Source organism: Robertmurraya massiliosenegalensis JC6, from assembly GCF_000311725.1.
Classification (GTDB): domain Bacteria; phylum Bacillota; class Bacilli; order Bacillales; family Cytobacillaceae; genus Robertmurraya; species Robertmurraya massiliosenegalensis.
Genome location: NZ_HE978513.1, coordinates 482507 through 506316 on the forward strand (window position 1 = coordinate 482507; position 23810 = coordinate 506316).

Consider the following 23810-nt stretch of genomic DNA (forward strand, 5'->3'; position numbering starts at 1 on the left):
TCGATTCCTCCTGTGTAATTGGTTGAGAGATTCTCGTTTTTCGCTATTCTTTTAAAAGATTGTCTTCAATCAGACAACTTTCGCCTCAGTATGCAGCAAGTCTACTAATTCCTTTACTTGGTCTGAAAGATCTCCTTCAAGAACTCTTCCCGCTTCTTTCTGAGCTGGCAAGTAAATTTCAATTGTTTTAGTCTTTGCTTCTACGTCATCCTCTTCTAAATCTAGATCATCTAGCTCAAGCTCATCGAGAGGTTTCTTTTTCGCTTTCATGATCCCTGGTAAAGATGGATAACGCGGGTCGTTTAACCCTTGTTGAGCGGTAACTAATAAAGGTAAACTTGTTTGGATAATCTCAGAATCTCCTTCCACATCACGAACAACCGTAACAGTAGAACCGTCTATTTCTAATTTCGTAATCGTCGTCACATATGGAATATCGAGAAGTTCTGCCACTCGTGGTCCGACCTGACCTGTTCCACCGTCAATGGCAACATTTCCACCAATAATTAAATCTGCTTCTTTGTCTTTTAAAAATTCAGCAATAATTTTCGCTGTTGTATACTGGTCGCTATAATCAAGATCATCTTCTATATTGACTAACACAGCCTTATCAGCACCCATTGCTAATGCTGTACGCAATTGTTTTTCAGCTTCTTCACTTCCAACTGTAATGACAGTTACTTCTCCACCGTGAGAATCACGAACCTGAATCGCTTCTTCAATGGCATACTCATCATAAGGATTAATGATGAATTCTGCTCCATCCTCATTAATTTGGCCACCAGCAATTGAAATCTTTTCTTCCGTATCGAATGTTCTTTTCATTAATACATAGATGTTCATGGTTTCCCCTCCTAATATTTTTCCAGACAATCTGATGGAATGAAGTACTTTTTCATATGTTAAAGAGACTTGATGCGCAAGCTCTAAAACGACAAATAGTTGTTAACGCTCTCAAATTTTGGAATAGAAGATATTTTCTAATAATTATACATAGAGATCTATCTACCTTTAAATTCTGGCTCCCTTTTTTCAATAAAAGCGGCGATGCCTTCTTTTGCATCTTCTGAACCAAATACTTCTCCAAATAGTTCAGCCTCTCTTTTTACCCCTTGATAAAACTCTTTCGTTTTTGAATAATTTAATAGTTCAATTGTAGCTTTGATCGAAAGAGGACTTTTCTTCGCAATTTTCTTTGCTATTTTCCTTGCATTTTCTAGTAACTCTTCTTCTGGATAAGCGTGATTCGCAAGGCCATAGCGGACAGCTTCTAATCCTGTAATTGGATCACTTGTAAACATCATTTCAGCTGCCATTGCTGTTCCTACATAACGAGGTAGGCGCTGGGACCCTGCAAAACCTGGTATAATTCCAAGTTGAAGTTCTGGTAATCCTAGCTTGGCTTGTTCTGTAACAAGTCTAAAATGACAAGCCATAGCCAGTTCCAATCCTCCACCAAGAGCTGCACCGTGTATCGCTGCGATAATGGGCTTCGGATAATTTTCCATTCGCTCAAATAGTTCTTGACCAGTTGTTCCTAATTTCGAAAAGTCATCCTCAGACTGGACCATTGTAAATTCCTTAATGTCAGCGCCTGCGGAGAAAAATCGACCTTCCCCATGAATAAGAACGACGCGAATCTCTTCCGTTTGTTCTATTTCGTTTAGTGCTTCAGTCAATTCCTTCATGACTCCTGACGACAAAGCATTTGCAGGCGGACGATCTAGCTTAATCGTTGCAATCTTTTCATCGTATGACCAGTTTAAGTATTCCACGTAACATCCCCTCGCTTTATTAGACTTATGAATCTCCACGACATCCATTTAACAGCAGTTTATGTACTGGAGCTGCTAAAGCTTGTAAATCGTATTTCAAGTCGTTCATAACCCATGTTGTGGCTGTTTCATCCATTGTTCCAAAGATCATTTGTCGGGCTAGTCGTAAGTTCAATTCAGATGCAAACTCACCATTTTCCATCCCTTCCAATAATATTTGGTCAATGACCTTTAAATACCCCTTTAATACTTGATTAATACGTAAGCGCAAGTCTTTATTAGACTGACGTAATTCTAATTGTGTCACGATCGCTAACTGGGGATCCGCTGAGAGTATTTTAAAATGGGTTTCGACCATCATTAATAACTTCTCTGCCGCAGTCGCTTTTCCTGCTATTCTATCTTCGATTTTTTCAACAAAGCTTCCCATTTTTTCTTGAAAGAGAGAGATGAGAATATCTTCTTTATTTTTAAAATATAAATAGATCGTACCGTCTGCTACCCCCGCCTGCTTCGCAATCTTTGATACTTGGGCCTGATGATAGCCATTTTCTGCTATCACAATTACAGCAGCATCGATAATTTGTTTATATTTAGGTTTATTTTTTTTCAATGAATTCTCTCCTTCCAAGAAACAATGGTGCTTGCTCATGATGGTATCCATTACCATGATTGATGAAGTTTCTTTGATCTTCTAAATGATTCGATTCAAAAAAGAAAATTATGAATGAATAATCATTCATAATTTTATGATAGACGCGTATTTCATTTATGTCAAGAAATTATCATTCTATTGTTTGCAGATAAATGGACGAGCTTACGCTTTGATTTCTTCTTCATTTTGTAGTTTTTTCTTTTCCTCATCAATTAACGATCTTCTTAATATTTTCCCAACTGCAGTCTTTGGTAATTCATTTCTAAATTCATAGATCCTTGGAACTTTGTATGCCGCTAAATGTTTTCTAGCAAACTGATCAAGCTCTTGTTCTGTCACATTAGCGCCTTCTTTGAGCACGACATAGGCTTTGACCGTTTCACCGCGGTATGGATCAGGGACACCTGCTGCTACCACTTCTACAATGTCTGGATGCTCATACAATACCTCTTCAATTTCCCGAGGATAAATATTAAAGCCTCCTGCAATAATCATATCTTTTTTGCGATCGACTACGTAAAAATAGCCAGCTTCATCCATATAACCTAAATCTCCAGTTAACAGCCAACCTTCTCTTAGTGTCTGAGCTGTTTCTTCCGGGCGATTCCAGTACCCCTTCATCACTTGTGGACCTTTTACACATATTTCGCCAATTTCTCCGGCTGGTAATCTTTCGCCTGTCTCTAACGAAAAAACTGCCGCATCAGTGTCAGGCCATGGAACACCAATGCTTCCTTTTACGCGGGGACGGTCCCAAAGAAAATTCGCATGGGTTACAGGAGAAGATTCAGTTAAACCGTACCCTTCAACCAATTTCCCACCTGTTACTTCTTCAAATTTTTGCTGAACCTCAACAGGCAACGGAGCTGAACCTGAAATACATGAGTCAATTGATGAAAGATCATATTTTTGCAAGTCTGGATGATTTAATAAGCCAATGTACATAGTAGGTGCACCAGGGAATAAAGTAGGCCGCTGTTTTTCTATCGTCTTTAAGGCAGTCTCCATATCAAATTTCGGAAGAAGAACCATTTTGTTTCCTTGCATAACAGACAAAATTAAAACAGTGGTCATCCCGTATACGTGGAAAAATGGTAGAAATCCAAGAACGACTTCCTCCCCTTTTTTACACTTATAAAGCCATGCTTCACACATCGAGGCATTTGCGACCAAGTTTTTATGCGTTAACATAACGCCTTTCGGAAAACCCGTTGTTCCTCCTGTGTATTGCAGTAAAGCGAGATCTTCTTCAAAATCAAATTCCGGCTCCTGCAAAGGCTTTTGAGGCTGTTTTACTATTTCTGTTAAAAGATGTTGATTCCCTTCATGTTGAACATTAACGGAAAATCCGTATTGCTTTTTCTGAATAAATGGATAAACCAAGTTCTTTGGAAACGGTAAATAGTCTTTGATAGCGGTTACAATTATGTGTTGCAACTCCGTTTTTGCCATCACTTTCGTAACACGAGGATAAAGGATATCAAGAGTGATAATAATTTTCGAACCGGAATCATTCATTTGATATTCAAGTTCTCGTTCGACATAGAGCGGATTCGTTTGGACGACAATTCCGCCAGCAAATAGTATCCCATAATAACTAATTACCGATTGCGGACAGTTCGGTAGCATGATCGCAACTCTGTCGCCTCTTTCTACTCCTAAGCTTTGCAAATAACCAGCAAACTTGAGTGATGCAGCGTACACTTCATGATAAGTCATTTCTTTGCCCATAAAGTGAATGGCTATTTTATCAGGATTTTCTTCGGCTGTTTTCTTTAAATAGTTTTGAACAGGTTCATTTGAGTATGTTAAAGTATGTGGAATTTCCTCTGGATAGCTCTTTAGCCAAGGCTTCAAATCAGTCATAGTGGCCCCCCTATTCTTGAAAATTTTTCGAACATTCTAATTGTTCATTATTCATTATAATATAGTACGCTCTATACTGACAATGAAATCTTACTTGACATGCCTGTCTTTTAGAATTTCGCCGTTTTCGCATAGATGGTGGCTTTTTGTAAAAATCCAGAAGGCCAGTTTATCCAGATATTTTCATGAAACGCTAGTGTAATTGCCTAAAGCACAAAAAAACGCCGAAGCCTCGACGTTTTTTGATCTTACTTAAAATAAATAGAAAATGCCGATGACAACAAATACAGCACATAAAACAAAAAGGATTTTTGCTAATTTCTCCAACTAAACTCGCTCCTTATGCGATATTCGCACCAATTACAAATGATAAACTTATCGAAATCATCATCGAAATAAAACCTACCGCACGGTTATCATTTTCAATTTCTTCATCGATTTTAAATTTTGGGGTGAAAAATTCAAAAATGAAATACCCAATTAATAGTAAGAAGAAGCCATACGCTCCCCAACCAATCATCGTAAATAACGTGTCATGATGAGAAATGGAATGTCGGAATACGTTCACAATCCCGAAGATCTTTCCTCCCGTAGCCATCGCTACTGCGATATTTCCTTTTTTAATTTCTTCCCAGTTCCGATATTTTGTTACTAGCTCAAAAATCGCTAAAAAGACGACAAGACATAAAATCACAACACTAAAATAGGCTGCTGTCTGTACGTATTCGTTTTCCCAAAAACCACTCATCTCGAACTCACCCCATAATTCTAGGCACCTCTTTTTTCGCTAAAAAAGAGATATTTCCTTATTTAAATTCTACTACTGTCACACCGGTTCCGCCTTCTCCTGCATCGCCAAAACGAATTTTCTTCACAGAACGATGATTGCGCAAGTATTCTTGTACACCTTGTCTTAATGCACCCGTTCCTTTTCCATGAATAATGGAAACGCGAGGGTACCCAGCTAATAGGGCATCGTCAATATATTTCTCTACCCGGACAAGGGCATCTTCAAACCGTTCCCCTCTTAGGTCTAATTCTAACCCAACATGGAAATCCTTGCCTTTGATCGTTGCCATCGGTTTCGTTTGTACAACTTTTTCACTCTTAATAAACTGCAAATCTGACTCATTAACTTTCATTTTTAATATTCCGATTTGAACCTGCCATTCTTTCTCTGACACTTTTTCAATCAGATGACCATTTTGACCAAAGCTTAATACCTTGACTTCATCTCCAGGTTTAAAGTTATGGGCATGGCTCGTTGACGAAGCCGCTTTTTTTGTCTTACTCGTCTTTGGCACAGCTTCTTCTAGGCGTTTTTTCGCTTCTATTAATTCATGCTCCTTCACGTCTGCTTGCTTTTCTATTTGCATTTTTCGTAAGGAACGAATGACATCTTCTGCTTCTGCCTTCGCTTTTTCAAGAATTTGCTGTGCTTTTTCCTTCGCTTTTTCCTCAAGCACTTCTTTCTGATTGTAATATTCCGCCATTTGTTTTTGAAGGTCTTTATGCATTTTCTCTGCATCTCGCAATAAGCTATGAGCCTCTTCTAATTCCGTTTCAGCCTGTCTTCGATTTTCCTCTAAAGCCGCAATCATGCCTTCTACTTGATTGGAATCAGCACTAATATACGTTTTAGCGGTATCAATTACAGTTTCCTTTAAACCAAGTCGTTTGGAGATTTCAAAGGCATTGCTTCGTCCTGGTACTCCGATTAACAGCTTATACGTTGGACTTAGGGTTTCGATATCAAACTCCACGCTAGCATTTGTGACCCCTTCCCGATTATAGCCGTAAGCTTTAAGTTCAGGATAATGGGTTGTTGCAATCACTCTCGCCCCACTTTTGTAAACCTCATCTAGAATCGATATGGCAAGCGCTGCACCCTCTTGTGGGTCAGTCCCCGCTCCAAGCTCATCAAATAATACTAAGCTTTGAAAATCGACTTCATTGAGAATGTCTACGATATTGACCATATGAGAGGAGAACGTACTTAAGTTTTGCTCAATCGATTGCTCATCGCCAATGTCTGCGAATACAGAACCAAAGACAGCCATTTCTGAACCATCTAAAGCAGGAATTTGCAAACCAGCTTGAGCCATTAGTGTGCAAAGTCCTACCGTTTTTAACGTGACCGTTTTCCCACCTGTATTCGGTCCTGTGATGACAATCGTCGAAAAATCCTTGCCAAGATAAATGTCATTTGCGACGACTTCATCGATTGGAATTAACGGATGTCTCGCTTTAAAAAGATTAATTCGCCCTTCATTGTTCATGTTTGGTTTAGATGCTTTTATTTTACTTCCATAACGTGCTTTTGCAAACATGAAATCAACTTGAGCAAGGACGTCAACTATCGTTCTTAATTCTATACTAAATTCCGCAACCCGACTGGATAGCTCAATTAATATTCGTTCAATTTCTTGTTGCTCTTTCACCCTTATTTCCTGAAGCTCGTTGTTTAATTGCACGATAGACTGCGGCTCAATGAATAAGGTTTGACCAGAGGAACTTTGATCATGAATAATCCCACCATAATGCCCGCGATACTCTTGTTTTACCGGAATGACAAAACGATCATTTCGAATGGTGACAATCGCATCCGAAAGCATTTTTTGTGCATTTGCGGAACGAATCATACTTTCTAATCTTTCTCGAACCCGGCTTTCCTTCGTTCTCAATTGATTTCTTAAAGACCTTAATAATTCACTGGCACTATCAAGAATGGCACCGTTGTCATCAACTGCCATTCGAATCGCTTCCTCTAAGTCAGATAATACGACAATTTCCAGCGTTAACTCTTGAAGATGAACAAGTGCAAGCTCCTCCTCGATTAAATCACTGATGAATTTCTTGATCATCCGACTGGCATGAATCGTACTTGAAATTTGCATCAATTCTTGTGGACTAAGCATTCCACCGATATCCGCCCTCTTAATATGAGGCTTAATGTCATAAATTCCGCTCAAGGGAACATTCCCCTTTAAACGTAAAATACTGGTTGCTTCATCTGTTTCTTCTTGCCTTCTCACGACTTCTTCAAAATTAGTGGAGGGCATAAGTTCTTCCACAAGTTGCCTTCCTAAAGAAGATGACGCAAGCTCTAACACTTGCTCTTTCACTTTATGAAATTCTAAAACCTTTAAAACACGCTGTTGCATGGAGAAAAATCCCCCTTTTCTATAAACAAAGCTGTTTACTTATTTTCCTCACTGTTGCGATTATAACTCTACTACAGAATTTTTCTCTGTCACCCTGACTTCCATTTTACGTATGAAAGTCAGGTATGGCTAGTAAAGTTATCTTTCATGTAAAAATTGTAGCAAATCTTCTAAACTTGAGGCATTCAATACATTTGTTCGTTTAACCCATCCTTTTTTTGCCGTGGAAACCCCGATTTTCATATGTTCTAACGTTTCCATTCGATGGGCATCTGTATTCATCACGATTTTGACGCCAGCATCATGTGCCTTTTGTATCTGTTCCGCATTTAGATCAAGTCGATTCGGATTGGCATTAAGCTCCAAAGCCGTATTTGTTTCTTTTGCTACCTCGATTAACAAATCAATATCGACTGAATATCCTTCCCTCATTCCAATTTTTCTCCCGGTTGGATGGGCAATAATATCGACATGTGGGTTCTTTAATGCAGTCGTCAAGCGCTTCATAATCTGCTCTTTTGACTGGGAAAAGCCTGAATGGATCGATGCGATCACAAGGTCCATCTCTTTTAGAAAGTCATCATCAAAATCAAGTGTCCCATCAGGGAGTATGTCCATTTCTACTCCTGCTAATATAGTGATGTCATCATATTTTCTATTCAGTTTCACGATTTCTTCCTTTTGACGTCTAAGTCTTTCTTCATCTAGTCCATTGGCTACTTTTAAAAATTTCGAGTGATCGGTAATCGCCATATACCGATACCCGAGTTTACGACACTCATTAACCATTTGCTCTATCGTATGAGCACCATCACTCCAAGTCGAGTGCATATGTAAATCACCTTTGATATCCTCGAGCGAGATGATCTCAAGTTCGTCTGAATATTTCTCGACTTCCGTCCCATCCTCTCTCATTTCTGGTGGAATCAATGGGAGATTAAAATGATGATAAAATTCTTCTTCCGACTTAAAGGTGAGGATTTCTCCTGTCTCCACATTCTCTACACCGTACTCACTAATCTTTTCACCGCGTTCTTTTGCTAACTGTCTCATTCGGACATTATGATCCTTTGAACCTGTGAAATGGTGAAGGGTTGTTGCGAACTCTTCCGGTTTTACTAAACGAAAATCAACTGATACATCGTAGCTATGATCAAGTATGACGGATACTTTTGTATCTCCTGCTGCCATAATATCCTTTATTTTAGCAAGCTTTAGTAACTGTTCCTTAACTGAAGCAGGTTGAGCGGTGGAGATGATAAAATCTAAGTCCTTAACCGTTTCTCTTACCCTGCGAATACTCCCCGCTCTTGAAAAATTATCTACATCCTTCATTTGTGCTAGTTCTTCTTCTAGATGCTGGACAATTGGTAGCATGTAAGCAAGCGGAAGGCGTTCTGGCTGATTCCCTACTGTCTCAATAGCCGCTAACATTTTCTCTTCTGTCTTTTGCCCAAATCCAGCAAGCCCTCTTACTTTTTGTTCAAGGCATGCCTTCTTCAAATCATCTACATTCTCTATCCCAAGCTCTTTATGAAGCTTAGCAATCTTTTTTCCACCTAAGCCAGGAAGCTGCAACAACATAACAAGCCCCTTTGGTACTTCTTCTTGAAGCTCTTTGAGCACGACTGATTGACCTGTTTGTATGTATTCATCAATTACAGATGCTGTACCCTTGCCAATTCCTTGAAGCTTCGTAAAATCAGCTATTTCATCAATCGCTTGTTCATCTGCCTCAAGTGCTGCAGCTGCCTTTCGAAAAGCAGATACTTTAAAAGGGTTCTCTCCCTTTAACTCCATATAAACGGCAATCGTTTCAAGTAAACGAATAACATCCTTTTTATTAACCGTCATCTTTACACCTCTTAAACAATTGAAAATTTGGCGTTTATTTTACAACCACTTTTAAATCCGATACAATTATTGTTACCTTATTTTACTTATGGAAACCTTTTTCAGACGTTATCCCTGACCTAAAAAAACTTCTCTAAAACAGAGAAGTTTTAAGATGCGATATAATCAATCCATATTTCTTTTATTTGGCTAGAAAAATAAGGTGTGTGCTCTACAATCATGTTCGCAAGTCCCGAGTTCCCAAGTGCATTTTGCACCACTTCAATCGGTAAGAGCGCTGATATAAATAGAACGATGAAAAGCACAAGATATACTTCTACAAAACCAAGTATCCCACCAGCCCAAACATTGAGCATTTTTAAAATGGGGAGGTTAGCAACAAAATCTAACATACTTCCAATGATTTGCATAGCAATTTTGACCGCAAAAAAAATCCCGACAAACGAGATGGCACGATAGTATGCAACTTCTAGATTCCCATTGTCTAGTAACAATTGAAATGCTGAGTCACTTCCAAAGCTTGGATAAGGGATCCAAAGTGTAAGCTTAGGGGCTAACTGATCATAATACATACGAGCAACGACAAAGGCGACTATAAATCCACCTAAGTGGATAAGCTGAAGAATAAATCCTCTTTTTAACCCTACTAAAAAACCAAATAATAATATAATAAAAATTGCAAGATCTAGCATGTTTTCTTCAATCCTTTACTCTTTTTGATTCACCTTCTAATCGTTCAAGCTGTTCTTTCATTTTTAAATAATCATTAACAGCATTAACCGCTGTTAAGACTGCAAGCTTGCTCGTATTGAGTGAAGGATTCTTGGAGCTAATTTCACGCATTTTCTCATCAACCATTGAAGCGATAAGTTTTACATGACTAGAATCTTCAGTGCCGATAATAACATAATGCTGACCATAAATGTCAACAGTTGTGCGCGTTTTCTGTCCTTCTGACAAGCGAGATGCCCCCTATTCATAGAATCCTAATCACTATGATAACATGAACCTATTATAGTGAAAAGTCTAAGTATGTCTAAACATAGCGTATTTTGGTGGTTATGATAACAGGGAGAAATTTCAGATTAAGAGATAATACTATAGATTGGAGAAAATCATATGAGTCAGGTCGTTCTAAAGTTAACAACAAGCGAAATTGAAAAGATGAAGAAGCACTATGAAAAGCAACTAACGAACTCGAATCCACCCGGGAGTATTTTTTGTGCCAAAACTCCTCAATGTACGATTACTGCCTATAAGTCTGGGAAAGTTCTTTTTCAAGGTGGGAACTGCCAAAGTGAAGCAAACAAATGGGGAGAACCAGTAGCAAAACGCGAGGCCGCAAAACCGAAATCTTCAAGTGGAACACTTCCTGCCAATTTTGCAACCCTATCAGTAGTTGGCTCAGATGAGGTTGGTACAGGAGATTATTTTGGCCCGATTACGGTTGTAGCTGCTTTTGTGCAGAAGGAACAAATCCCGTTGTTGAAGGAATTGGGGGTGAAAGATTCGAAAAATTTGAAGGATGATGCGATTTCAGAAATTGCGAAACAAATTAAAGAAATTATCCCTTTCAGTCTCTTAACATTGCACAATGAAAAGTACAATCAATTACAGCAAAAAGGAATGTCTCAAGGAAAAATCAAGGCGTTATTACATAATCAAGCTATCGGCCATGTCCTTGAAAAGATCGCTCCTGATAAGCCCGAGGCTATCCTGATTGATGAATTTGCAAAAAAGGAAGTATATTATCAATACTTAAAAGGCCAGTCTGTCGTGCACAAGGATGATGTATACTTTAGCACCAAAGCTGAAGGAGTACACCTAGCTGTTGCTGCCGCTTCGATAATTGCCCGTTATGCCTTTGTTAAACATTTTGCGAACCTATCCAAGGAGGCAGGATTTACGATTCCAAAAGGGGCAGGGCCTGCTGTTGACAAAGCCGCTGCTAGGTTGATCAAAGAAAAAGGGGAAAATGTGTTACCAAAGTTCGTGAAATTACATTTTGCCAATACAGGTAAAGCCTTAAACATCGTTCGAAGATAGGACCTTTGCTCCTCGTTACTGGTGAATCAGAGGTATTCTGGAAAAATCGTATTTATTCCGGAACTTTTTGTGATAATTTTCGGAAAAACAACATTAATTCCGGAACTTTTTGTGATAATTCCGGAAAAATCACATTTATTCCGGAACTTTTTGTGATAATTCCGTAAAAATCACATTTATTCCGGAAAAACAGCAATATTTCCGGAACTTCGCCTTTCATAAAAAAAAGGGGGAGCATGCTCCCCCTTTTTATTATCCTCTTAACACGGCTCCAGCTTTTTCTTTCACTGCTGTTAATACTTTTTCATGGACTTTTGTCACATCTTCGTCTGTTAATGTTTTCTCAGGGTCGAAGTATTTTAAAGAGAAGGCAATTGATTTCTTGCCTGATTCCATATGTTCACCTTCATATAAGTCAAAGACATGAACATCCTTCAACAGTTTACCACCAGCTTCAACGATGATGCTTTCTAATTCACCAGCTACCTTTTCCTTATCAACCACAAGGGCAATATCTCTTGTAATCGAAGGATAACGAGGGATCGATTGATACTGTAATGGAGCGACTGCTTCTGTTAAAATCGCTTCTAAACAAAGTTCAAATACATATGTTTCTTTTAAATCAAGGTCCTTTTGAACAGTTGGATGGACTTGACCAACGAAACCAATTGATTCACCAGCTAAGTAAACTTCAGCTGTTCTCCCAGGATGCATCCCCTCAACCACCGCTTGGCGATATTCGATTTTCTGCTCCAGGCCCAACTTTTCAAATAAACCTTCTAATATTCCTTTTATTACATAGAAATCGACTTCCTTCTTTTCACCTTGCCATTGATGCTGTTCCCAAAGTCCCGTAATCGCACCAGCTAGACGCTCCTTTTCATTAGGAAGCTCATCAGATCCATTGGCTAAGAAAACAGGTCCTGCTTCGTAAAGAGCAACGCGATCATTTTGACGAGCAACATTGTACTTTACAACCTCTAATAATTGCGGAATAATGCTTAAACGAAGATGACTGCGCTCCTCGCTCATCGGCATCGCAAGCTTAATTGGTTCACGTGTTTCAAGAGCAAATTGAGTCGATTTCCCAACACTTGTTAATGAATACGTTACTGCTTGATAGAGTCCTGCTCCTTCTAAATAATGACGAACTGCACGTCTCTTTTGCTGATACGTCGTTAAATGTCCAGGCGTTGCAGACCCGATTGGCAATGTTGAAGGAATCTGATCATAGCCATATAAGCGAGCCACTTCTTCAATTAAATCTTCTTCAATTGTTATATCACCACGGCGAGTTGGAACAGTTACCGTCATGATGTCGTTATCGACACTTGTTTCAAATTGAAGGCGAGTAAAGATGCTCTCAACCTCTTGAACCGTAATAGCTGTTCCAAGGACACGATTAATTTTTTCTAACGTAATCGAGATAACTGCTGGCTCAACTTCAAGCGTATCCACAACCGCTTCCCCTTGTAATACTTCTCCGCTCGCATTTAATGCTAGTAGCTCAACAGCTCTTTCTGCTGCTGCACGCACGCGTTCTGGGTCTACCCCTTTTTCAAAGCGAGAGCTTGCTTCACTTCTTAAGCCGTGATCCTTTGATGCTTTACGTACCGTTTCGCCTTTGAAATAGGCAGATTCCAGCAACACCGTTGTCGTATCAGCTTGAACTTCTGAATTGGCACCACCCATCACTCCAGCAAGAGCAACTGGTTCGTTGCCGTTTGTAATGACAAGATGATCTGCCGTTAATGTTCTTTCTGCATCATCAAGCGTAACCATTTTTTCACCAGTATTCGCACGACGCACAAGAATTTCCTTTGAACCAAGACGATCGTAATCAAAGGCATGGAGTGGTTGACCATACTCAAGAAGAATATAGTTCGTAATGTCGACAACATTGTTATGTGGACGAATGCCAGCAGCCATTAATCTTCCCTGCATCCATAATGGAGATGGTGCTACTTTCACGTTCTTAATCACTTTCGCCACATATAATGGGTTATCTTCTTTTGCCTCAACTTTAATGGAGATATAATCGGTTGCTTTTTCAGAAATGGTCTTTACTGTTGGATTTGGAAGCTTCACTTCACGGTTTAAAATAGCCGCTACTTCATAAGCCACTCCAAGCATACTTAAGCAATCTCCGCGATTGGCTGTTAAGCCTAGCTCTAAAATTTGGTCATCACGTTGTAATTCTACAAGTGCGTCTTCGCCAACTGTTACATCATTTGGAAATACGAAGATTCCTTCAGAAAATTCCTTAGCGACTAACTTCCCTTCAATTCCTAATTCAGAAAGGGAACAGATCATGCCATTGGATTCTTCACCACGAAGCTTTGCTTTTTTGATTTTGAAGTTACCAGGAAGAACAGCTCCTACTGTAGCAACGGCAACCTTCTGCCCCTTATCAACATTTGGAGCACCGCAAATAATTTGAACCGGATTTTCTTCTCCGATGTCGACTAAGCATTTATTTAACTTATCTGCATTAGGATGTTGTTCACGCTCAACGACATGGCCGATCACGACACCTTTTAGTCCTTCATTCAATACCTCGACGCCTTCAACTTCAATCCCGCTGCGTGTGATTTTCTCTGCTAGCTCATCAGGTGTAATTCCTGATAAATCTACATATTCCTGTAGCCATTTATATGAAACATACATATCAAAGTCCCCCTTATTATTCCTTTACCTAATAAATCGCTCAACCTTTGAAACACACCAAAAAGCGACAATAATAACTTGATTTGCTAAGTACCTATTTACATAAGAAATTTTAATATGAATAGGCATCTAAAAATCGCTGTTTGTGATAAGTGAGCCATTTTAAATTAGTTGAGTTTGAATTGCTTTAAGAAACGAGTGTCGTTTGTGTAAAAATGACGGATATCATCAATTCCGTATTTCAGCATCGCAATACGTTCTACACCCATTCCGAAAGCAAATCCTGAGTATTTCTTCGAGTCGAATCCAGACATTTCAAGAACATTCGGGTGAACCATTCCTGAGCCTAATACTTCAATCCAGCCAGTTTGTTTACAAATATTACATCCATGGCCACCGCATTTAAAGCAAGATACATCCACTTCTACGGAAGGCTCAGTAAATGGGAAGAAGCTTGGACGTAATCGAATTTCACGGTCTTCCCCAAATAATTTTTTCGCAAATAATTCAAGTGTCCCTTTTAAGTCACTCATGCGAATATTTTCAGCTACTACTAGACCTTCAATTTGCATGAATTGGTGAGAATGGGTCGCATCGTCGCTATCACGTCTGTATACTTTACCAGGACAAATAATTTTTACTGGTCCTTTGCCATCATGCTTCTCCATCGTTCTTGCTTGAACTGGAGATGTCTGCGTACGAAGCAATACATCTTCTGTAATGTAGAAGGAATCCTGTGCATCACGGGCAGGATGACTTTTTGGTAAGTTTAATGCTTCAAAGTTATAGTAATCCTTTTCAACTTCTGGTCCTTCTGCAACCGTATAGCCCATTCCGATAAATAAGTCTTCAATCTCTTCCACAATTCGTGTAAGTGGATGATGATTTCCTGTTTGAATAGGTCTTCCTGGGAGGGTTACATCGATTGTCTCTGAAGCTAGCTGTGCTAAAACGGCCGCTTCTTCTAATGTTTTTTGCTTTTCTTCAATTTTTGCAGAAATACTATCACGCACTTCATTTGCGAGTGCTCCCATTTTTGGACGCTCTTCTGCAGAAAGCTTCCCCATTCCTTTTAAAACTTCGGTAATCGGTCCTTTTTTCCTAAATAGGAAACACGAATATCATTCAATTCTTTTAAGTCAGTAGCATGATCAACAGCTTGCAATGCTTCCTGCTGCAATTCCTTTAATCGCTCTTGCATAAGAAATCCTCCTTGATTTTTCATTAATTTCGTCAGCCTGTTTTTTCCTAGAAAAAACAAAAAACCTCTATCCCTAGAAAGGGACGAGGTTTATAATCGCGGTACCACCCTAATTAGCCATGTTAAAATGGCTCACTTCATTACGATAACGGCTTTTTAGGCCGATGCATCTTTACATGAAATGCGGAAGCGGCTAGCCGCTGAAGCTAGACAGCTTTAGATAGCTAAAATTTGCATTTCTTGGTCCCGATGCCAACTCAGGAGGTGAACTTCACTTACTTTTTCTATAAAAATGCTTTCAGTCTTAGGCATTTTCTCCCTCAATAGAAGTGGTAAGCTACTTTTCTCCGTCAATGTTTTTTATTTTATGTAAAAAATAATATCGCTGTTAATTATAGTACATACAAGCTTAGGATTCAACCTTTCAAATAATATAAAAGAATCCCTGCTGCAACAGCCACATTTAGTGACTCGCTTTTCCCATAGATCGGAATGTACAAATTCTTAGCCGTCATTTGTAATAGTTCTTGATTGACCCCACTACCTTCATTTCCGACGAGAAGGGCAAATGACTCAGAAGGACTTATTTCCGTATATATATGGCCATTTTCTAAAGATGTGCCATAGGTAGGAATATTATCAGCAGATAACTTCTCCATCCAATCTTTCAGAGAGCCTCTCACTACAGGTAAATGAAAATGACTTCCTTGTCCTGAACGAATGACCTTCGGGTTATAAATATCGACACTCCCATGCCCGACAATAACCCCATCCATTCCGGCGGCATCCGCAGTGCGAATCATTGTCCCTAAATTCCCTGGATCTTGAACAGCATCAATGAATAAAAATTGTTTTCCTTCAGGCTGTACTTCTTTTTTCGGTGCCTCACAAACCGCTAGTACCCCCTGGGGAGTTTCGGTATCACTGAGCTCTCGAAAGATTTCAGTCGTGACTGTCGTTATGAGTATAGCACCGTAATCCAAATGCGGTGGGAGTTCAATCCCCTCACTAACAATCATCTCTCGTGCGACATCAGCTTTAATCGCTTCTTCAACAAGATGAAATCCTTCAACTAAAAAAGTCCCTGTCTTATCACGTTCTTTTTTCGTTAAAAGCTTTTTCCATTGCTTAACTTGTGGATTTTGAGCAGACTGTATATATTTCAACGGAATAAATCTCCTTTTAGCATTAGGCTCTTTTCGCAATCAATATTGCTATTGAACGGTTGTATGGATAATAAAGCCCTATTTACCCAGAAACTATACTCTCGTAAGCGAAAAGTGCCGAGCAAAAATATTGTGTGCAACTGAACCTTATTTAAAGTGTAAATGTCGGCTTTAGATTTTTTCAAAAGAAAAAAATGTGGACATTTACGATAAAACAAAATCATTACGGAAACAAAGTAGCAATAAGTTCCCTCATTATAGCCTATAAATGCCTTGATACTCAATTGTGAACAAATTTAATAACTTATACATATTTCATTTCAAAATAGAAAATATATAAAGGAAGTCATTTTAGAAGGAGTGTGCACGTATGGATTTAAATTTACGCAATGCCATCATACACAATGTGTCTGGCAACTCTCAGGATGAGTTACGGGATACGATTGTCGACGCTATTCAAAACGGAGAAGAAAAAATGCTTCCAGGACTCGGTGTTCTTTTTGAAATCATTTGGAACCATGCCTCAGAAGATGAAAGACAAGAAATGCTTGAAACGCTTGAATCAGGGTTAAAATAGACCTATAATCCATCGGAGGTTATCCCCGCCGATGGATTTTCTTATATCCGGTAATGAGAGAGAAATTCAAGAAATTCTTGCTGCTCTGAGTGTCTATATTTCATGATCGCATAAATATGTGCCTCAGGTAGATTGAAGGAATGATGATACACCTCTAACAATCTCCCTTCTAACAGTTCTCTCCGGACCGAAGATGCTGGTAAAAAGGAAATTCCCAAACCTTCTGTGATGAATCTTTTTGTTATATACGTCTGTGAGACTTTCATCATTTTTATACTCGGATATTTGCTCTTTATCATTTTGATTAAATCATCCCAATATCCTGGATGATTGTGGGTAAATAGATAGTACTTTGATAGTAATTCTTCCTCATCGAGCGGTGGGGACGTTTCCGCATCTCCACCATCGTGCGGAACCACAAACAGAATGCGATCTTTATACAAAAGTTCGCTCAACAAACTAGAATTTGCACAATTTATACAGGATAAGCCTAGATCGACTTCCTCCTTGATAATGGCATCTTCAATGTGAATTGAGTCGAGAATTTTAATCTCTATTTCCACATTTGGATGTTTATTCGTATAGCTCTTTATCACAAATGGCAAAATCGTATCTGCTATTAAAGGAGAGATACCGAGAGACAGTTTCGTTTTATACCCCTGATTAATGGCGGCAAGATCCTCCAAACCTTTTTCATAAAAGGATAACAATTCTTGTGCATGGATATAGTAGCTTCTCCCCGCTTCGGTAAGTTTTACTTTTTTTCCTTCCCTTTCAAACAATTGGACTCCTAATTGTTTCTCTAGTTGTTGAATATGAACGGTAACGGAAGGTTGAGAAATATACAGCAGTTCAGCTGCCCTCCGAAAATTCCCGCATTGCGCTGCTGTCACAAACGTGTTGATCCATTGAAAATCCATACTCCCCCACCTTATTAAAAATCATAATCAATTCGTTTATGATTATTTAATTTTCTTAATATTATTTATTTTATAAAATAAATTTAAAGAGGGAAAGGGGAAATTCACAATGAATCATAAAGGATTGAAAGGGATTGTTGCTGCTGAAACGAGTTTATCGCATGTGGATGGGGAACTTGGACACCTCATTTATCGAGGCTATGATATTCAAAAACTAACAGAGCATTATGCATTCGAAGAGATAGCCTATCTACTTTGGTACGGACATTTTCCAAATAAGGAGCAACTTTTATCATTAAAGGACGCCTTAAATCATAATCGCGTCTTATCTGATGATTTAAAAAAGATTATCACGATATTGCCGCCTTCCATGGACTTAATGAGTGTGATTCGAACGGTGATTTCTGCAGAAGGTGGTTACGGAAACTATCATTTTCCACCTACCATTGCACAGGCAATTAAATTAACGGCGCTCACTCCCAGTATCATCGCCTTTCGTAAAAGAGCTTTAGAAGGAAAAGAAGATGTTACCCCACGTGAAGATTTAAATTATGTTGGAAATTATCTCTATATGTTGACTGGTGAAATTCCACTTCCTGCTCATGTTCAAGCATTGGAAAGCTACATGATTTTAACTGTAGAACATGGCATGAACGCTTCTACCTTCTCTGCTCGCGTCACTATTTCCAGTGAATCTGATATCGTATCGGCGGTTACTTCTGCTATCGGAACGATGAAGGGTCCTCTTCATGGTGGTGCCCCTTCTGGCGTGTTACACTTACTCGACGAAATTTCATACACGAACGATGCTGAAAAAGTGATTCGAGATAAGCTTGAAAAAGGTGAAAAATTGATGGGCTTCGGTCACCGAGTTTACAAAACCCATGATCCACGTGCTGTTGCCTTAAAATCTAAGTTAACACATCTCGGTGGGCAAGATGAGTGGTTAGATTTAGCCATGCATGTCGAAAATATCGCTATTGACTTGTTAAAAGAATACAAACCAGGCCGTTCATTGTATACAAATGTGGAGTTCTACGCCGCAGCGATCATGAAGGCAATTCAATTAGATCCCATGCTCTTTACTCCAACATTTACCGCAAGTCGAATGGTCGGATGGACTGCACATATATTAGAACAGGCTAGCGACAACACCATTTACAGACCAGAATCGAAATATGTGGGAAACCATTATTAAAAGCTTTTGATCAATGTGAAGTAACTTTTACTACTTGAGTTTTGGCAAACATATCGTATAAAGCTTGTTTCTTCTTTGTAAAAATAGCGGTCAAAATATAGGAAAACATGAGTGCATAAATGAGTCCTCCAATGAAGTAGTATCTTATTGGCACCACTCCATCACCTATATTAACAAGTCTATAAACAAGAAAATGAGATAATTCCCAAGGTATGAACTTCAATACAGTACGGAAAGTTAGTTGAAAAATAGAGAGAGTTGCTCCATTTTCCCCGAGCACTCTTATTCCTATTTTCTTTTTCCCAAAGGACTGCCCACAAAGGACAGAATCACTAATAATAAAATAGAGCGATACTGGTAATGTCACCATTAAAAAACCGGTGAACTGAGCCACAATTAATGAACCTTTGAAGAACTCTTGCAAGGATGGAAAAATAAATACATTTACGATAAAAAGTATTATTAAATAACCTAAAATAAGCATGTAATCTAACATAAATGCTTTAAAACGAAGAAGAAATGTTGCCTGCATATCAAGAAACCACCTTTCAAAACACATTTCACTACAGTAGTAATAATTCACTTTCATAAAATTCCTTTAGGGTAGCTTTCATGCTCCCATGCTTAAATGAAGTTTTTACATGAAGGTAAGCTTTTGGCAACGTTTCTATTATTCAATGAATATTTTTCTGAATAATCTATACTATTTTCATTAACGTTAACACATAAAACATAATCATAAAATATCATTTCAGATATTAATTCAAAAATTGTATATAAATTTACTAATCAATTGTCTATGAGAAATATTCAAATTATTGCATTAATTCATATACGAATTATAAAATTTTCGGTATTCTAAAGTGAGAAAACATTGTATGGGAGGAAAGATTTTGAACGAGAACATCCAATCCTATCTGAAAAAAAACCGAAATTCACAGTTAATGGAGCTTTTTGATTTTTTATCTATTCCAAGTATTAGCGCACTACCTGACCACAAGGAAGATGTAAGCAGAACTGCAAATTGGGTTGCTGAAGCACTTAAGAAGATTGGAATGGAAAATGTAGAAATACATGCTACGAAGGGACACCCTGTTGTATATGGAGATTGGCTTCATGCCGAAGGAAAGCCGACTGTCTTGATTTATGGACATTATGATGTTCAGCCCGTTGATCCTCTTGATTTATGGGACAGCCCTCCATTTGAACCAGAGATTCGTGACGAAAAAATTTTCGCACGTGGAGCCAGTGATGACAAAGGTCAAACTTTCATGCACCTTAAAGCATTGGAAGCCATTTTAAAGACAGAAGGCACCTTGCCGCTCAACTTCAAATTTTGCATTGAGGGGGAAGAAGAAGTTGGCAGCCCCAATCTTCCTGCTTTTGTTGAGGAGAGGGAAGAACTACTTGCTGCAGATGTCATTGTCATCTCAGATACAAGCATGAATGAACGAGGAAAACCTACAATTTGTTATGGGGTTAGAGGACTAGCCGGTCTGCAAATCGACCTGAAGGGTTCTAATAGTGACCTTCATTCTGGTCTATATGGTGGCGGTGTACATAATCCCATAAATGCACTTGTTCAATTATTAGATTCTTTCCATAGTGAAGACGGGAAAGTGACGGTTGATGGATTCTATGATCAAGTACTTCCATTAACGAATGAGGAAAAGAAAGCTTACGAGGAACTCAATTTTGATGAGGAAAAACAGCGTCAAGAGCTAGGTGTTCCTGCGCTATATGGAGAAAAAGGCTTTAGCTATCTGGAACGGACATGGGTCCGCCCCACATTAGATATTAACGGAATTTATGGTGGCTTCCAGGGTGATGGGATTAAAACGGTTATTCCATCAGAGGCACATGCCAAAATTACCTGTCGACTTGTACCGAACCAGGATCCAGATATTATCATTGACCAACTCAAACGACATATTGAAAAAAATAAACCAGTCGGCGTTGAAGTGACCGTGACACCATTTGATAAAGGGGCACCTTATGTTACTCCATTCGATCATCCTGCTATCCAAGCAGCAAGTCGCTCTTTTGAAGCCATCTATAAAGTTCCTACTTCCTTTACACGAGGTGGTGGATCATTGCCAATCATTGCAACCTTAGATCAGGTTCTCCATGCTCCGATCGTACTCATGGGTTTCGGACTACCTACTGAAAACTTCCATGAATATGGAAGTCTTTGAGCAAATCTTGCCTCGTGCGAATTCAACACTTTTAATAACCTTTGAAAATTATTAATCTCATGTTTATCCATTTTAGAAGCATTCATTAAACGATTGATTGCTTTTTCAACAGCTGACCATCCTATTTGAGAAGCTTCACTCTCTTCAAAGGACCAGTGAATGAGGAATCCAGCTAATTCTGCACCTGGATTGAACATCCAATTCTCCTGCACTCCCTCTGTCCAATGCCACCAAGGTGCATGTGGATATTCATTCGTCTCAGGTACGGTAGCGAACCATATTCCAGTTTCTCGTTGATTTGTATTGACCAAATAATCAATCATCGATTTAACGATTGCTTCATCTTTATCCACATCTATTTCCATAAGGATTTGCCCCGCTGCCCATGTCGCCATTGGTGATGAATGAGGTAACCAAAAATCCGGTTCAATTCCATGACCAAATCCACCATCATTATTTTGAAATGCCGATAAGTACTTGATCACGTTTTCCTTCGAGCCATTTTCGAAATGATATTCCCATCTCGCTGCCTCGAGTGGACGAGCGTTTCTTTTAATCCATGCATCTGATTGTTCGAAAACCTCTTTTGATCTTTTCACTGTTTAATTCCTCCTACTATTTAACTCATGAAAAAAGATTTAATATCATGATTAACATAATGGAAATAGAGAAGAAACCTGCCATACAATCTTCAAATCTATACGAGCAAGATTTGCCTTCTATTTTATTCATATGATCGCCCGCATCATTCATCAGCTTTTTATTCTCATCCATCCCTACTCCTTTCTTTTTACAGCACTATCGGTTACTTCTCAATTCGATAGAAAGGGATGGATTTCCTTTTTTAATAGGGATTCCTATTTTTTAAATAGATATCAAAAAAATGGAACAAAATGATCGTTTATAATTTAACTATTTGGGATAGAGGCTTTTTTTAATCACGCCGTTCAAATATAATTAAAGCGGTTACATAAAAAATATTGGATAATAGGGAGGAGAAAGAAGACATGAAAGCAGCGGTTATTTATGGGGGGAAAGATGTAAAAATTCAAGATTGGGATGAACCAAAAGTTCAAGCAGGTCACGTAAAAGTGAAAGTTGCTTGGGCAGGTATTTGCGGGAGCGATCTACATGCTTACAATCATGGCATGGGAATTTCTGTTGAACCTCATCCGGTTTCAGGGCGGAAAGTTCCTTTGGTATTAGGCCATGAGTTCGCTGGGGTTGTCAGTGAAATAGGAGATGGTGTATCCTCTGTCAAAGTAGGAGATCGTGTTGCTGTTGAACCATTAATCCATTCCGAGAATAATTATTATGCTAAAAAAGGATTTTATAATCTATCAGAAGACTTTGGCTTCTTAGGGTTAAATGCAGATGGTGGGTTTGCTCAATATGCAGTGGCTAAAGAGGAGAAAATTTTTAAGTTGCCTGATCATATGTCTCTAGAAGAAGGTGCCTTAGTGGAACCGACAGCAGTAGCTGTACAGGCCGTTAAATCTAGTAGTCTAAAGATTGGAGATACGGTTGCTGTATTTGGTGCTGGTCCGATTGGCCAATTAACCATTATTGCTGCTAAAGCTGCTGGTGCAAGTAAAGTGTTTGCGATCGATTTATCACCGGAACGGTTAGAGAAGGCGCTAGAAGTTGGAGCAGACGTCATCATTAACTCAGGTAATGAGGATCCTGTTACACACATTTTAGCTGAAACAGGTGCTGGAGTCGACGTCAGTTATGAAGCAGCAGGAGCTCAACAAACCTATACTGCAGCCATAAATGTGTTAAAGAAACGTGGAGAGTTAATGGTTATCGCAGGCTTTGGACGTCCAATAGAAATGGATGTTAATTCTGTACTAATTAAAGAGGCTAAAATAACAGCTTCACTCGCTTACCGACATATCTTCGCCGAAGTTATTCAATTAATTTCTTCTGGTAAAATGAATGTGAAATCAGTTATTACAAAGAAAATCCAACTAGATAATCTAGTTGATGAAGGACTTGAGATTCTAACAACAGATAAATCGCAATCTAAGATTTTAGTTGAACTTCCTCAAGACTAACGATATACATGATTTTATCGAATGAGGCTGGGTCATATTTTGATCTAGTCTTTTTGTGATGTGTAGAGTTAACTACAATAATGACGAACGATTCATAATAGTGCTTCTCAAATAAGAAAAAAGCTCCTACAAAATGTAGTAGCTTCCCGTTTGTCTCATTCGATCCAACCATCTCTAACCCTTAAGCGGAATTTTTCCTGTTATCTCCTCGATGGAGTCCCTTTTAGGGGAAATAACGGAAGATTTTCCGCTTATGGAGAGCAAAATCGTTTATTTTGGCATTTTTTGAGGGAATAGCAGGAAATTTTCCTGTTATTTCGGCTCTTTTTCATGATAGTTGCTCAGTAAGCGGAATTTTTCCTGTTATTTTTCATAACGATACTGTTTATACGAACACTTATCGAGGGAATTTATAAATTCCTTCTTTTCCTACAACATAAAAAATATAAAGTTACATCAGTATGAAAAA

The 23810-nt window shown here is 38.7% G+C and carries 20 protein-coding genes, 1 pseudogene and 1 other annotated feature; of the genes and pseudogenes, 5 read left to right on the forward strand and 16 right to left on the reverse strand.

Features of this window, described 5'->3' with window-relative positions:
- Positions 1-69 precede the first annotated feature (69 nt).
- From BMSHG_RS12245 to zapA, 9 genes are all read right to left on the reverse strand, one after another.
- Positions 70-843, reverse strand: coding sequence for an electron transfer flavoprotein subunit beta/FixA family protein (locus tag BMSHG_RS12245; protein ID WP_019154748.1), 774 nt, complete (start codon positions 841-843; stop codon positions 70-72).
- Between the two features lie 158 nt (positions 844-1001).
- Positions 1002-1775, reverse strand: a complete 774-nt coding sequence (locus tag BMSHG_RS12250; RefSeq protein WP_019154749.1) for an enoyl-CoA hydratase — start codon at positions 1773-1775, stop codon at positions 1002-1004.
- A gap of 25 nt (positions 1776-1800) precedes the next feature.
- Complete coding sequence (locus BMSHG_RS12255; RefSeq protein ID WP_019154750.1) at positions 1801-2388, reverse strand: TetR/AcrR family transcriptional regulator; 588 nt, start codon at positions 2386-2388, stop codon at positions 1801-1803.
- Positions 2389-2592: 204 nt separating this feature from the next.
- Positions 2593-4296: a long-chain-fatty-acid--CoA ligase gene (locus BMSHG_RS12265; protein WP_019154752.1), complete on the reverse strand. Its 1704-nt coding sequence runs from the start codon at positions 4294-4296 to the stop codon at positions 2593-2595.
- 340 nt (positions 4297-4636) lie between these two features.
- Positions 4637-5044 (reverse strand): DUF350 domain-containing protein, encoded by a 408-nt coding sequence (locus BMSHG_RS12270; RefSeq protein ID WP_019154753.1) that lies wholly within the window; start codon positions 5042-5044, stop codon positions 4637-4639.
- Positions 5045-5102: 58 nt separating this feature from the next.
- A complete protein-coding gene (locus BMSHG_RS12275) occupies positions 5103-7460 on the reverse strand; it encodes an endonuclease MutS2 (RefSeq protein WP_019154754.1) in 2358 nt (785 codons plus the stop codon).
- Between the two features lie 138 nt (positions 7461-7598).
- Positions 7599-9314, reverse strand: a complete 1716-nt coding sequence (gene polX, locus BMSHG_RS12280; RefSeq protein ID WP_019154755.1) for a DNA polymerase/3'-5' exonuclease PolX — start codon at positions 9312-9314, stop codon at positions 7599-7601.
- Positions 9315-9463: 149 nt separating this feature from the next.
- Entirely contained in the window at positions 9464-10006 is a 543-nt protein-coding gene (locus tag BMSHG_RS12285; RefSeq protein WP_019154756.1) for a CvpA family protein, read from the reverse strand.
- 7 nt (positions 10007-10013) lie between these two features.
- Entirely contained in the window at positions 10014-10274 is a 261-nt protein-coding gene (gene zapA, locus BMSHG_RS12290; RefSeq protein ID WP_019154757.1) for a cell division protein ZapA, read from the reverse strand.
- Between the two features lie 159 nt (positions 10275-10433).
- Here zapA and rnhC point away from each other — a divergent pair, with 159 nt between their 5' ends.
- Positions 10434-11360 carry a ribonuclease HIII gene (gene rnhC / locus BMSHG_RS12295; protein WP_019154758.1) on the forward strand — a complete coding sequence of 309 codons (927 nt, stop codon included), beginning with the start codon at positions 10434-10436 and terminating at the stop codon, positions 11358-11360.
- Between the two features lie 252 nt (positions 11361-11612).
- Here rnhC and pheT read toward each other — a convergent pair whose 3' ends face one another.
- The 3 genes and pseudogenes from pheT to BMSHG_RS12315 form a co-directional block, all read right to left on the reverse strand.
- Entirely contained in the window at positions 11613-14027 is a 2415-nt protein-coding gene (pheT, locus tag BMSHG_RS12305) for a phenylalanine--tRNA ligase subunit beta (RefSeq protein WP_019154760.1), read from the reverse strand.
- A 167-nt stretch (positions 14028-14194) separates the two neighbouring features.
- Positions 14195-15228, reverse strand: a pseudogene (pheS, locus tag BMSHG_RS26155) (phenylalanine--tRNA ligase subunit alpha).
- 76 nt (positions 15229-15304) lie between these two features.
- Positions 15305-15591, reverse strand: a binding site (T-box leader).
- 53 nt (positions 15592-15644) lie between these two features.
- A complete protein-coding gene (locus BMSHG_RS12315) occupies positions 15645-16394 on the reverse strand; it encodes a TrmH family RNA methyltransferase (protein WP_019154761.1) in 750 nt (249 codons plus the stop codon).
- A gap of 370 nt (positions 16395-16764) precedes the next feature.
- Between BMSHG_RS12315 and sspI the strand changes: the two genes are divergently transcribed.
- A complete protein-coding gene (sspI, locus tag BMSHG_RS12320; protein ID WP_019154762.1) occupies positions 16765-16971 on the forward strand; it encodes a small acid-soluble spore protein SspI in 207 nt (68 codons plus the stop codon).
- 41 nt (positions 16972-17012) lie between these two features.
- Here the strand turns inward: sspI and BMSHG_RS12325 are convergent, their stop codons facing one another.
- Positions 17013-17891, reverse strand: coding sequence for a LysR family transcriptional regulator (locus BMSHG_RS12325; RefSeq protein WP_019154763.1), 879 nt, complete (start codon positions 17889-17891; stop codon positions 17013-17015).
- Between the two features lie 109 nt (positions 17892-18000).
- Here BMSHG_RS12325 and BMSHG_RS12330 point away from each other — a divergent pair, with 109 nt between their 5' ends.
- The gene (locus BMSHG_RS12330) at positions 18001-19089 is read left to right on the forward strand and encodes a citrate synthase/methylcitrate synthase (protein ID WP_019154764.1); all 1089 of its coding nucleotides are present in this window, start codon (positions 18001-18003) and stop codon (positions 19087-19089) included.
- Positions 19090-19099: 10 nt separating this feature from the next.
- On the opposite strand, the gene BMSHG_RS12335 is transcribed toward BMSHG_RS12330, so the two are convergent.
- On the reverse strand, positions 19100-19621 hold the full coding sequence (locus BMSHG_RS12335) for an RDD family protein (protein WP_019154765.1): 522 nt from the start codon (positions 19619-19621) through the stop codon (positions 19100-19102).
- Between the two features lie 361 nt (positions 19622-19982).
- Here BMSHG_RS12335 and BMSHG_RS26160 point away from each other — a divergent pair, with 361 nt between their 5' ends.
- Positions 19983-21284, forward strand: a complete 1302-nt coding sequence (locus BMSHG_RS26160) for a dipeptidase (RefSeq protein WP_019154766.1) — start codon at positions 19983-19985, stop codon at positions 21282-21284.
- On the opposite strand, the gene BMSHG_RS26165 is transcribed toward BMSHG_RS26160, so the two are convergent.
- Both BMSHG_RS26165 and BMSHG_RS28870 read right to left on the reverse strand, forming a co-directional pair.
- Positions 21206-21883 carry a prenyltransferase/squalene oxidase repeat-containing protein gene (locus BMSHG_RS26165; RefSeq protein WP_019154767.1) on the reverse strand — a complete coding sequence of 226 codons (678 nt, stop codon included), beginning with the start codon at positions 21881-21883 and terminating at the stop codon, positions 21206-21208. The two genes, BMSHG_RS26160 and BMSHG_RS26165, sit on opposite strands and share 79 nt — an antisense overlap.
- Positions 21884-21908: 25 nt before the next feature.
- Positions 21909-22058, reverse strand: a complete 150-nt coding sequence (locus BMSHG_RS28870) for a hypothetical protein (RefSeq protein WP_019154768.1) — start codon at positions 22056-22058, stop codon at positions 21909-21911.
- 233 nt (positions 22059-22291) lie between these two features.
- Between BMSHG_RS28870 and BMSHG_RS12355 the strand changes: the two genes are divergently transcribed.
- The gene (locus tag BMSHG_RS12355; RefSeq protein WP_019154769.1) at positions 22292-23341 is read left to right on the forward strand and encodes a 2,3-butanediol dehydrogenase; all 1050 of its coding nucleotides are present in this window, start codon (positions 22292-22294) and stop codon (positions 23339-23341) included.
- The last annotated feature ends 469 nt before the right edge of the window (positions 23342-23810 follow it).